Genomic DNA, 12,232 nt, shown 5'->3' on the forward strand with positions numbered 1-12,232 from the left:
CTAAACCAGCGTTGCAAAAGTAGTTCTATGGATATGGAAAAAATAACGCTAGCGGAACATAAAATATCAGCAAATGTGTTTTTGAGGAGCTTTTCGGTTGAAATCTTCTAAAAACATTGTATTTATTGATAAATTTGCTGATGAATATCACTCTTTAGAGTAATTCTAAATAACACTTTATACCTAATTAACCACAACAAAATGCAAGAAAATATCGCTAAAGGTTCCTATGATGAATTTTTAATAGACGAAGGCTTCTATGTGCTTAAAATTCAAAATGATACAGAGGCTTCTAAACAAATTGAGCGAAATATCGATAGCACCTTTATTCAGTTTCATTTTTCATTAAAGGGCCACGCAAAATTTTTGTTCAATAATAGCAACTATTCCCTAGAAGTTTCTGAAGAAAATTCCCTGTTGCTTTACAATACGCAAAAAGACCTACCCCTAAATGTGGTGTTAGAACCTAATTCTTGGTTGCTTTCTGTAGTGATGACCATTAGAAAGTTCCACTCCCTATTCTCTTCAGAAGCAGATTATATTCCGTTTTTGAGTGATGAGAACAGTGAAAAAAAATACTACTCCCAAGAAGTGCTCACACCAGCAATGGCGGTGGTTTTAAGTCAGTTAATGAGTTATAATCTGCACCCATCCATTAAAAATTTGTACATAAAAGGCAAGGTATACGAATTAATCTCGTTGTATTTTAATAGGACAGAGGATGCGGATTTAGAGCAATGCCCTTTTTTAGCAGATGAAGATAATGTTAGGCGAATTCGCCAAGCAAAAGAAATCATGATTTCAAGAATGTCCGAGCCACCTACGTTGGCAGAACTTTCTGAAGAAATTGGATTGAGCTTAAAAAAGTTGAAGGAAGGCTTTAAACAAATTTATGGGGATTCCGTTTTTGGATTTCTCTTTGATTATAAGATGGAATATGCCCGTAAAATGTTGGAAACGGGCCACTACAATGTAAATGAAGTAGGGCTAAAGATTGGTTACAGTACCGCCAGTCATTTTATATCATCGTTTAAAAAGAAATATGGAACCACCCCTAAAAAATATTTAACTTCAACCACATAACACTTATAGAAAATGAAATTCATCAAATCAATCATTGTAGTGCTCTTTAGCATTTCAATTACAGCAAACGGGCAAGAAACTGAAACTCCAACTCCACCAAAAAAGCCTGATTTAGTACTGGTTTTTACAAAAACCAAAGGTTTTCGCCACGAGAGCATTGCCACTGGCGTAAAAGCCTTGCGAGAAATAGGGCGTAAAAATAACTTCATCGTGTTAAGAACGGAAAGCTCAGAAGATTTTAATTCTGAAAATTTAGCCAACTATAACTTAGTTGTTTTCTTAAGCACCACTATGGATGTTTTGGACGCTAGTGAGCAAAAAGCATTTGAAAAGTATATACAATCTGGGGGTAGTTTCCTAGGGGTTCATGCTGCATCAGATACGGAGTATGACTGGCCATGGTACGGAAAATTGGTTGGTGGTTATTTTGAAAGTCACCCAAATAACCCAAACGTAAGGGAAGCCAAAATCAATGTTCTCACCAAAGACCATAAATCAACTGTTCATTTAGAGGACAATTGGACCCGTAGCGATGAATGGTACAACTATAAAAATTTAAACCCAAAGGTCACTGTAGTAATGAATTTAGATGAAAACAGTTACGAAGGTGGCACCAACGGAGCCAATCACCCAATAGCCTGGTATCATGAATATGATGGAGGAAGGGCATACTACACTGGAGGAGGTCATACCAATGAATCCTATGTAGAACTAGAATTTAGGCAACATCTTTTGGGTGCCATAGAATGGTGCCTAGGAAGAGACTAAGCATTCCATTTCTTTAGAAGTCCGAAAAGGGATTCGGTAGCGTATATATGTAAACATCCCCCAAAATGTACAGATACCTATTATCCCTACTCACTTTGTTTTTAATATGCTCCTGTGAAAAAACAGAAGAACCTAGAGATGAAACAGAACCAGATACTGAAGCTCCCACAGTACCGAGTGGACTTGTCTCAAGCAGTATCACCGGAAATAGTGCTGATTTAGTCTGGAATGCTTCAACAGATAATGTTTCAGTTACGGGCTACACCATTTATCAAGATGGAAGCAAAGTGGCTGAAGTAACAGGCACCTCTTATACTGCCAATGGTCTAAATCCCAACACTACCTATTCATTTACGGTTTCAGCTTTTGATGCTGCTGAGAATGAATCGGCGCAAAGCGATAGTGAAACGGTGACTACTAGTATGGGAACATCCAGTGTGAAAAAAGTGCTTGTTTTTACCAAAACAGCTGGATTCAATCATAATACTAAAAACGAAAGTGTAGCTATGGTGGAAGGCTTTGCATCAGAACTTAATTTTGAGGTCACTGTTGATGACACAGGAAGTGAGTTTGATTCTGCAGCTAATCTTAATGAATATGATGTTATCTTTTTTACCAATACTTCAGGTAACACTTTAAATGCATCCCAAAGGGCCAATGTAGAAAGTTATGCTACTCAAAGAGGAAATTTTATATCCAATCATGCTGCTAGTGACAGTTACGGACATAGTACAGCGACCACAGTAAATGGTGGCGGTAAAGGAGAGTGGGATTGGTATGCTGAAAATGTTACCGGATGCAGTGTAAGAAACGAACCAAACCATACGGCAAATAATTTTGCAGCAACAGTAACTATTGAAAATCAAAATTCTGGACTGACCAACGGAATTTCATTTCCTTGGGATGATAATGAGGAATGGTATTATTGGGAAGGAGGATATATTGCCTCTGATTTTACGGAGTTACTTCGAGTTTCCGATACCGGGTCTAACTCCTATGATGACCCAAGGATGACAGCACACTATTGGGAAAGACCAGATGGCGGTATTAGTTTTTATTCCAGTATGGGACATTCAAAAGACAAGTATTCAGATGCAGAGTTTGTACAGTTGATTACCAATGTCTTTGACCTGATGTTAGATTAGAGTTAGTTTCTGGCTAATGTAACGGTTCGGCCATATGCCGTGGCGGGTTTTTGTTCGACATGGATACATGGCCTTTATCGGTGAAGGTTATTTATTTTTTCGGTAGATATAATTTCATTTCTCCGATTTCTAATTCATCTAAATGTCCCATTTTACTTTCGTCTTTTGTTATCAAGTGCATATGTAAAAATGAGTCATGATGAGTAAAAACTCCTTTATGTTCAGTTGAGAAAAATCCAATTATTTCAGCGTCTTCGTTTTGAATATTGTAATTTATCTGCCCTAGATGTGCTTCATCAGGCGAAGATACTTTTGTTCCTTGGGGCAAATTCTGAATATGAATAATCGCACTTGAAACTTGACCGATTAATTTAAAGGCGAAAGGTCTTTTAAATTCTGAGGTTTTTTCATCAATGAATTTCTCCAAATCCTGAATTGTCTTTAGGTCAGAAGGTAGGTCAATTTCATTCCATTTAGTTACGTTTCCATAAACAAGGAATGGTGCTGATGTTTCAATTGTTTTCTCAACAGTCATTGTAGAATCCGAAGTGACTTTTGATAGGTAGCTTTTTCCGTTTTTTATTAGCAGTTCACCCATTAAGTAGCTTACAGGTCCAAGTCCATATAATCCGTTTTTGTCTGAAATAGTGTCAAGGTCTATACTACTTCCTAATTCACCTTTCCACATCACATTTTTCATCGCACCAACAATTTTTATGTCAGGATACGTTTCCATTTTATTCGTTTTCTTTTCATTAGCTGTCGAATTGCAACTTATCAGTCCAATTGTCAGAAGTCCGAGTGCTAATTGTTTAATGCTCATCTATAATTTATCGTTTTTCACAAATTGCCGCTAACGATATCATATAGCGGTTAGTTACGGGTTAATATGCGTTTATTTTTGGTTTGGCTAGACTTTAGCAATTCTGAGTAGAATCGTTTAAGCCTATCCTGGGCGCAGTCGATGGGTAGTCGAATCCGTGGTAATTGTTATTATCCATTATTTTAGCACGTTTTTTATTTCCCAATCAGTTTTATGAATTCTGCTATTTTTGTTTCATTGTTTTCCCCATTAATAGTATGAGTATTTCCAAGATATTCCATTCCTAAATAGTTTGCTGTTTTTGAAAATGGAAGCCAAAAATGTTCTCCAAGGTTTCCTCCGATTGAGCAACTCATTACAGCCATTTTCTTTCCACGTAATTTTCGTCCATGCTCTTTTTCAATAGTTAATAAATCTGTTAATCGGTCGAAAAACACCTTCATTATTCCACTCATTGAATACCAATAAACAGGTGTTACAAAAATTAGAGTCTCATATTTTTCCGTAATTTCTTTCATTAAATTCAGGTAGTCATCATTCCGATTTTTGTGCTCGTAGTCAAAATAGCTGAAATCATAGTCATTTAGATTCACTAAATCCCATTTCGCTTTTTCAATCAGTTGTTTTGTTAGATTCGCAGTATTTCCATCGTTTCTAGAACTTCCGACTATTACTACTTTTTTCATTTAGGATTTTAGTTTTTTGAAATGTGATACAACACATAAATATATGCAAGTTTGGTTTTTATATATGAAAGATACTGATTACCTGTATAAGGTGTTGGCGAATACTTTTGCACTAAATAGGTCTTGCAACTATAATCCCAATATTGTTCTTTATATTTTTTAGATAGTCTACCAGGGGTTCCTTGGAGATTTTTACTTCTCCAGAACTTGAAGCATGTAGTAAATGAATTCTACCATTCGGTTGTCTTATGGCAAAACCGGTATGGGTAACATCCAATCCTTTTATAGAAGTTGCCAACGCAATAATATCCCCAGATTGGATATTCTTTTCTTGGGACTTGATTTTATCTAGAGGCAAATAACATAGCGTTTCTTTTGCTAGTTCTGCTTCGGTTTCTAGAATTTGTTTAAAGTTTTCATCATCCTTTAAATAGGGATATAAATCTCTATGGGTACCCATAAAATTAATAGGTTTTTCTAGCATTACACCTCCTAAATCTGTAGTAATATCTCTTACTAAACCTATTTTCTCATTATCCCTAATCCAATCCGTAAAGTAATGTAAACGAGAGGCATACCCGTTTAATTCTCCATTTCTATACCGAATGGTCTCTAAATTTTCAATGAAATTATCGAACAATTTATCTGGAGTTCTGAGAACTAGGGTAAAAGCCAAAACATTTTCCACAAAAGTGGTACAATCAAGACCTCGAAGATTCACGACCAGGGATTCTTTTTCACCGATTTCTAAAGTTTTTTCTACATATGGAGTTCCTAAAAAGGATGTACCAATGGACACAATAGTATCGCCTAAGCTTTTGGATTGTACCCCTATCAATAAAGCCTCACTTTTAGAATTAAAAAGAAGGCTGTCTTTTGGAGAGCAAATAAGTTGTTGCGAACAAATGGTATTCATCCAAAGAAACCCAAATAACAATAGTCTAATTTTCATCTGAATTGTTTATCTTAATTCTCGTTCTTGCGATGCTCTCTGGGTAATTTTTCTGTAGGAAGACTATCAATTTTTCCCTAACGTGTACTCTTAAGTCCCAAGCCGTGGGTGAGTCTTTTGCACTCATCAAAGCACGTACCTCTATATGGTTTGCCTTGGAATCTGTCACTTGCAGAACATTTACGTTTCCGTCCCATAGATCTGTAGCCTTTAAGATACGGGTAAGTTCATTTCTAAGTTTATTAAAAGGGACATTGTAATCCGTATATAAAAATACTGTACCCAATATATCAGAAGATGTTTTGGTCCAGTTTTGAAAAGGTTTGTCAATAAAATAAGGGGTTGGGACAATAAGTCTTCTTTTGTCCCAAATTTTTACCACTACGTAGGTAAGGGTAATCTGCTCAATCCTACCCCATTCTCCTTCTACGATAACCACATCATCTAATTTAATGGGCTGGGCAATTGCAATTTGAATTCCAGCTAGGATCGTACCTATAAGTTTCTGTGCCGAAAAGCCTACTATTATACCTGCTACTCCCGCTGATGCAAAAATACTGATACCAATCTCTCGTATTTCTTCAAAACTCATAAGAGCCACACCAAGTGCCAAAATAATAATAATAAAGATGATTATACGCTCAAGAATGGTGAATTGAGTGTAGATTTTTCGAGCTTTAAGATTATCTGTTTCATCAACGTTGTAATTGTCCAGCACTATTTTTTTGATCACTTTTAAAGCAATTATGATCAGCCATGTGAATGCGAATATAAAAAGCAAGGTACTGGCTTTTTTGAACCAGGATTCTAAATGTGTAAGCCCTAATATTTCCCGCAGTGACTGTATACGCATCAAAATGGAAATAAACAACAGTACAAGTGGTAAGGATAATTTCTTGAAAGAACCTTCAGGTAGTAAAAATTTTGGATTCTTACCAATACGTTTTAAAAAAAAGGAAAGTAGCCAGTAACATATTAATAGAGTAAAGAGTGCTGCCCCCAAATAGAGAAGTGATTCTTTTGAAACATTTTCTAATATTGTTTTCATTATCTTAAATTGGTCATTGGCATTATCTATTGAAGAATAACAAAAGTAATTCAGATATTCAAATATAAAATCAAGTTGCTGTCGTATTTTTAACATCTTAAAATTATAACCAACTTCACTGCTAATGAAATGAGCCATCACGGTTTTGAATATATCAAAAGGTTAATGGTGAATTTCATCTGACAGATAAAAAGAAATTATAATATACAGATGAAAGGAGTTTTATTGGTCAATTTAGGTTCGCCAGATAGTCCAACACCAAAAGATGTAAAGCCTTATTTGGATGAGTTTTTAATGGATGGTCGCGTTATTGATGTTCCGCCATTATTACGCAACTTATTGGTTCGTGGAATCATACTGCAGACAAGGCCAAAAAAGTCGGCAAAAGCATATTCAAAGATTTGGTGGGACGAAGGTTCCCCTTTAATTGTAATCTCGAAACGCTTTGCCAAAAAGGTTAGGGAACATACGGAGCTTCCAGTAGCCTTGGGAATGCGCTATGGCTCTATGAGTATTAAAGAAGGCTTGCAAGAGCTTAAGAATCAAGACGTAGATGAGGTTTTGTTGGTACCGCTTTACCCGCACTATGCGATGTCCTCTTACGAAACGGTTGTGGTTAAAGCAATGGAAGATCAGCAAGAATATTTTCCTGAGATGAAAATGACCACCATGCCTGCGTTTTACAGTAATGAAGATTATATAAAAGTACTATCAGAAAGTATTGCAGAGGGATTAAAGGATTTTGAATATGACCATATTTTATTTTCATACCATGGAATCCCAGAGCGCCACATCCGCAAATCTGACCCAACAAAATTTCATTGTAAGATAGATGGTACGTGTTGTAGTATAAATTCGGTGGCACATCATACGTGCTATCGCCATCAATGTTATGATACTACTGAATTGGTAAAAGCATATTTAGGATTGCCAGAAGAAAAAGTGAGCTCTTCTTTCCAGTCAAGATTGGCGGGTGACCCATGGTTAAAACCGTATACAGATTATCAGTTTGAGCGTTTTCCGAAAGAAGGCAAGAAAAGACTGGCTGTAATTACGCCTGCTTTTGTAAGCGATTGCTTGGAAACCTTAGAGGAGATTGCCATGGAAGGAAAAGAGCAATTTGAAGAAGCTGGAGGAGAACATTATAAGCATATATCCTGTCTAAACGATAACGATGCTTGGGTGGCACTAATGGCAAAATGGATCAATGAATGGGAAGCTAAGGAAACCCTGCCAGTATAATGGCAAAAGTCTCATCAGAAGAACTTGGAACTAGACCTATTGGTAAACTTTTGGTGAAGCAATCCGTGCCTGCCGCCATAGGTATCTTGGTGATGTCCCTGAATGTACTTATCGATTCTGTTTTTGTAGGAAAGTGGATAGGTTCCATTGCAATTGCCGCCATTAGTGTAGTACTACCAATTACTTTTTTTATTGCTGCTTTAGGAATGGCAATTGGTGTTGGAGGCTCTAGCATTATTTCCCGTGCTTTGGGAGCTGATAATCGTGAAAAGGCATTAAAGACTTTTGGAAATCAGATTACATTGACTTTTGTAATGACCATAAGTATGGTTATTCTAGGATTGATTTATGTAAATGATTTAATTCCAGTCTTTGGGGCTAAAGGAAGCATTTTTGAACCTGCTAAAGTTTACTATATCATCATTTTATACGGTGTCCCCTTTTTAGCGTATACCATGATGGGTAACAATGTAATGCGAGCGGAAGGCAAACCTAAATTTGCCATGAATGCCATGATTATACCTTCTGTGGCAAACTTATTTATGGACTATTTGCTCATATATGTGTTTGATATGGGTATGGCTGGCGCAGCATGGGCAACTACCACGGCATATTTTATGTCTTTTAGCTATGTGCTATACTTTTTTCTCTCAAAAAATTCGGAGCTAAAAATTAACTGGAACCATCTAGGTTTTAATATGCCTATTTTAAAAGAAATAAGTTCTTTGGGTTTTGTAACCTTGGCAAGACAAGCAGTGGTCAGTTTTACCTATTTATTAATGAACAATATCCTCTTTAATTTAGGAGGAGAAGCAATGATCGCGGTTTATGCCATTATTGGTCGTATTCTAATGTTTGCATTATTTCCTGTGTTTGGAATTACACAAGGATTTTTACCCATAGCTGGTTTTAACTACGGTGCAGAAAAATACGATAGGGTAAAAGAGACTATTTACACCGCTATAAAATATGCTTCTGTTTTGGGCAGTATCGTGTTTCTTGGCTTATTGATTTTCCCGGAAGCACTGACCTCACTTTTTTTAAGCAATAGAGCTGACTTGCCTCTAGAGGATAAATTGGTAAATGCTTTTGTTCTGGAACGTACCCCAAATGCCATAAGGTGGGTTTTTGCAGCTACACCTATTATTGCTTTACAATTAATTGGAGCAGCTTATTTTCAAGCAATAGGGAAAGCTATACCTGCATTGCTTTTAACCTTAACAAGGCAAGGCTTCTTTTTTATTCCTTTGATATTGATATTGCCCAATTTCTTTGGAGAACTTGGCATATGGATTTCGTTCCCAATTGCTGATGTTTTGGCAACAATTGTTACGGGACTTTATCTTAGAAGAGAAATCAAGGTTACTTTAGTCTAAGTTTCTTTATTTTTAATATTTCCTAATTTAACTAAGTATGAAAAAGCTTTTTATCGTACTATCAATATTCGTATTTGTTATGGGGTGCTCTGAAAATAATAAACGAATACAAACAAAAACCTTATTTGTTGGCACTTATACAGATGGCTCATCTGAAGGAATTTATTCTTTACAATTTAATCCAGAAACAGGTGCTTTAGATTCTATGGAATTAAAAGCCAAACTACCTAATCCATCTTTTTTAGCTATATCAAAGGACAAGAAAAACCTATATGCAGTCCAAGAAACTACTGATTTTGATTCTTTGGGTGGGGGAGTCACTTCTTTTTCATTAAATAATGGGGAACTAAAATTTTTAAATAGTAAAGGCTCGGGAGGAGCACACCCTTGTCATGTAGCACTTTCTGAAAATGGACAACTGGCAGTATCCAATTATACTGGAGGAAATTTGGCAGTTTTTGATATTGCTAATGACGGAAGTTTGACCGATAGACAAATGTTGGACCATAAAACGAATGATTCAACTAAAACAGCTCACGTACATAAAGCACATTTTAATCCGGACGGTCTTTTTGTTGCTGATTTAGGTTTGGATGATTTAAAGCGGTATGATAAGCAACCCTATGGATGGGTTCCTGCACATCAGTCAAGTATAGCGCTGCCAAAAGGAGCTGGACCTAGACATTTTACATTTAATAGTGAAAGGTCCTTTATGTATGTGATTAACGAATTGAATGCCACTATTACGGCTTTTGAGCGTGATGACGAAGGAAGTTATAATCCCATACAAACTGAGAGTACGGTTGCGGAAGACTGGACAGGTCAAAAAGCTTGTGCCGATATACATTTATCTTCTGATGGAAAATTTTTATATGGCTCCAATCGTGGGGAAAACACCATTGTGATTTTTTCGGTTGATGAGGCTACAGGTAAACTTAATTTGCTCGGTCGTGAATCTGTAAAGGGAGATTGGCCCCGTAATTTTACCATAAGCCCAGACGGGAATCATTTACTTGTTGCCAACCAACGAAGTAATAACATTACCATTTATAAAAGAGATGCTGAAAAGGGAACTTTGAAATTTTTGAATGAATATGAAATAGGAAGCCCTGTTTGTTTATTGTTTTTACACTAAGAATGCTATCCAAAAAACACCTCATTTAAATACCTCCCAGGTGCAAAAGTAAATCCGCCTGCGATTAGTATTGCGCCAAAATAGAGTAAAACCATTTTACGTTTATGTGCTCTTACATTTCCTTTTTTTATTTCTGTATAAGCCGTAGGAACGGTCCAAAGTGTTAGAAAACTAAAAAGGTGAATCCAACCAAAATGATTAAGAACTTGAGGGCCAACTGCAGCTGGCATAAACAATGTTATTACTGCAGTAATGAGCATTAACATCATATAGGTTCGCCCCAACTTCCTATGGATTCCAGTACCTTTTTTAACTAATAGCAAATAAGCCCCAATAAAAACACAGGGCAGTACTGTTATTAAATGAGCGTACATTAAGTATTCGTAATTCATGCTAATTTACTTTTGCTGAGGTATCTGCAATTACTTTCCACTCTCCATCAATTTCTTTTAAAATCAGCATAAAAATACCATTGGTGTCACCCACTTTTCGGGTAAGGTGATATTCACCCATAACGGAATAAGCTCCATCATTAATTTTTGAAATATCGTTAAGAACAAAACGTAGATTTCCAAAATGTTCTTTACTAGGATAGCTCTTTTTATAGCGTTCCAGCGTGCTTTGCCAACCTTTTATAACACCGCCAGCCCCATAGAATTTTAACTCATCGGATTTCCAATAACCTTCCATAAAAGCTTCAATATCATAGTTGTTCCAAGCATCTTGTTGTGCAGTTAATACAGCTATGATTGCTTTTTTATCATCAGCATCAGAAGATTTTTGTGCGAATGTAGCAACAGATAAAAAGAGAAGTAAAACAGGTAATGTTTTCATATGAAAATATTATTGGGCAAAAAATACAATTAACCCAATGATTAATAAAACGAGAATTACTGTAAAGAAAATTTTCCAAAAACTATAAGGTCGCGTTCCTGAAATAGTGCCATTCTCTCCATTAATAAAAAAATTGTACTCCTTGCTATTATAGCGGTAAGCACTAACATAAACAGGCAATAAAATATGCTTAAAGGTCTCTTCGGACAATTGCATATTCATACTTGTTACCCTTTGCGTGTCCCCACCAATATCTTGACGACACCAACGTTCTGCAATACGCTCCGCTTCGCCTTTGGCGGATAAATGTCCTTGCTTGAGTGGGATGGTATATTTTTCGGTAACGAAACCTCTTAAAAAGCTACTGCTAAAGGGCTGTAATAGTTTTAAATTCCAACGTGCAATTTTGGAAGGTACGCGTCCTTTTCGTTGCTTTGATGCTTCTACCAAAGTATCATCTACAAAACCTGAGATATTCCCAGAAGCAGGATACCAATGCGTTTTACGAACTCTTTTGGTCACTGTTTTCCCTTGCGAATTACGAACCCGTTTAGTTTCGTAATAGTACTCTCCGCGTTGTCCAGAATAAGATGCTCGCAATTGTGCATCAAAAGTCCAGTAAGGTAAATAAAGGCCCTTCGTAAACTGGGGGTCCAATGCAGCTTTTTTTAATTTATTGGGAGCAAACCAAAGACTGTTCACCCATTTTTTAAAAATCTGAAAGGACTTTTTTTGGTTTATTTGAAACGGTAAAACGGCACCAGGTAATATCCAGTCTTCTTTATAAGCATCTTCCAAAATTAATGGCATACTACAATACACACAGTGGAGGGATTTATAATTTTCTTCCACATGTTGATTAGCACCACAATTTTTACAATGAAGCATAGAAATCTCTTCGCTATGCTTTAAAGCACCCATTTCTTTTAAATAGGGGTATAGCTCTAGCTCTTCAAAACCATTTTCGTCTATATGGATTTCTTCTTTGTGTCCGCAGTACTCGCAACTAATGTTTTTAGTCCCGGGTTGATACTTCAATTCCGCCCCACAGTTAATGCAGGCTTTTTTAAGTTCGGTTTTTTGAATTTCTTTCATATTGTCATTCCCGCGAAGGCGGGAATCTTTTGATTGTGGATTCCT

At 36.4% G+C, this 12,232-nt stretch carries 13 protein-coding genes; 6 read left to right on the forward strand and 7 right to left on the reverse strand.

Annotated features, from left to right (window positions below; genetic code table 11):
• Positions 1 to 201: 201 nt before the first annotated feature.
• From AACP56_RS07515 to AACP56_RS07525, 3 genes are all read left to right on the forward strand, one after another.
• Positions 202 to 1,083, forward strand: coding sequence for an AraC family transcriptional regulator (locus tag AACP56_RS07515; RefSeq protein ID WP_339335830.1), 882 nt, complete (start codon positions 202 to 204; stop codon positions 1,081 to 1,083).
• A 12-nt stretch (positions 1,084 to 1,095) separates the two neighbouring features.
• Positions 1,096 to 1,851, forward strand: a complete 756-nt coding sequence (locus tag AACP56_RS07520) for a ThuA domain-containing protein (RefSeq protein WP_339335828.1) — start codon at positions 1,096 to 1,098, stop codon at positions 1,849 to 1,851.
• A gap of 65 nt (positions 1,852 to 1,916) precedes the next feature.
• Positions 1,917 to 2,996 (forward strand): ThuA domain-containing protein, encoded by a 1,080-nt coding sequence (locus tag AACP56_RS07525; RefSeq protein WP_339335826.1) that lies wholly within the window; start codon positions 1,917 to 1,919, stop codon positions 2,994 to 2,996.
• 91 nt (positions 2,997 to 3,087) lie between these two features.
• Here the strand turns inward: AACP56_RS07525 and AACP56_RS07530 are convergent, their stop codons facing one another.
• The 4 genes from AACP56_RS07530 to AACP56_RS07545 all read right to left on the reverse strand — a co-directional run bounded on the left by AACP56_RS07530 (position 3,088) and on the right by AACP56_RS07545 (position 6,505).
• Entirely contained in the window at positions 3,088 to 3,732 is a 645-nt protein-coding gene (locus AACP56_RS07530; RefSeq protein ID WP_339335824.1) for an acetolactate decarboxylase, read from the reverse strand.
• Between the two features lie 281 nt (positions 3,733 to 4,013).
• Positions 4,014 to 4,505 (reverse strand): flavodoxin family protein, encoded by a 492-nt coding sequence (locus AACP56_RS07535; RefSeq protein WP_339335822.1) that lies wholly within the window; start codon positions 4,503 to 4,505, stop codon positions 4,014 to 4,016.
• Positions 4,506 to 4,617: 112 nt separating this feature from the next.
• Entirely contained in the window at positions 4,618 to 5,457 is an 840-nt protein-coding gene (locus AACP56_RS07540) for an N-acetylmuramoyl-L-alanine amidase-like domain-containing protein (protein ID WP_339335820.1), read from the reverse strand.
• The gene (locus AACP56_RS07545) at positions 5,447 to 6,505 is read right to left on the reverse strand and encodes a mechanosensitive ion channel family protein (RefSeq protein WP_339335818.1); all 1,059 of its coding nucleotides are present in this window, start codon (positions 6,503 to 6,505) and stop codon (positions 5,447 to 5,449) included. Before AACP56_RS07545 ends, AACP56_RS07540 begins: the two co-directional genes overlap by 11 nt.
• A 210-nt stretch (positions 6,506 to 6,715) precedes the next feature.
• On the opposite strand from AACP56_RS07545, the gene hemH reads away from it, so the two are divergent.
• The 3 genes from hemH to AACP56_RS07560 are packed head-to-tail and all read left to right on the forward strand — an operon-like array spanning position 6,716 to position 10,258.
• The gene (gene hemH, locus AACP56_RS07550) at positions 6,716 to 7,747 is read left to right on the forward strand and encodes a ferrochelatase (protein ID WP_339335816.1); all 1,032 of its coding nucleotides are present in this window, start codon (positions 6,716 to 6,718) and stop codon (positions 7,745 to 7,747) included.
• Positions 7,747 to 9,123 carry an MATE family efflux transporter gene (locus tag AACP56_RS07555; protein ID WP_339335814.1) on the forward strand — a complete coding sequence of 459 codons (1,377 nt, stop codon included), beginning with the start codon at positions 7,747 to 7,749 and terminating at the stop codon, positions 9,121 to 9,123. The genes hemH and AACP56_RS07555 overlap by 1 nt, the downstream gene beginning before the upstream one ends.
• Before the next feature lie 37 nt (positions 9,124 to 9,160).
• The gene (locus tag AACP56_RS07560) at positions 9,161 to 10,258 is read left to right on the forward strand and encodes a lactonase family protein (protein ID WP_339335812.1); all 1,098 of its coding nucleotides are present in this window, start codon (positions 9,161 to 9,163) and stop codon (positions 10,256 to 10,258) included.
• A gap of 5 nt (positions 10,259 to 10,263) precedes the next feature.
• On the opposite strand, the gene AACP56_RS07565 is transcribed toward AACP56_RS07560, so the two are convergent.
• From AACP56_RS07565 to AACP56_RS07575, 3 genes are read right to left on the reverse strand one after another with little or no spacing between them, the layout of a single operon-like run.
• Complete coding sequence (locus tag AACP56_RS07565; protein WP_339335810.1) at positions 10,264 to 10,650, reverse strand: DUF2306 domain-containing protein; 387 nt, start codon at positions 10,648 to 10,650, stop codon at positions 10,264 to 10,266.
• A 1-nt stretch (position 10,651) separates the two neighbouring features.
• Entirely contained in the window at positions 10,652 to 11,092 is a 441-nt protein-coding gene (locus AACP56_RS07570) for a YybH family protein (RefSeq protein ID WP_339335808.1), read from the reverse strand.
• 9 nt (positions 11,093 to 11,101) lie between these two features.
• The gene (locus tag AACP56_RS07575) at positions 11,102 to 12,187 is read right to left on the reverse strand and encodes a DNA helicase PriA (protein ID WP_339335806.1); all 1,086 of its coding nucleotides are present in this window, start codon (positions 12,185 to 12,187) and stop codon (positions 11,102 to 11,104) included.
• Positions 12,188 to 12,232: the final 45 nt, after the last annotated feature.

Origin of the sequence: Croceitalea sp. MTPC6 (genome assembly GCF_036985525.1) — a bacterium.
In the GTDB taxonomy this organism is placed as follows: Bacteria; Bacteroidota; Bacteroidia; order Flavobacteriales; family Flavobacteriaceae; genus Croceitalea.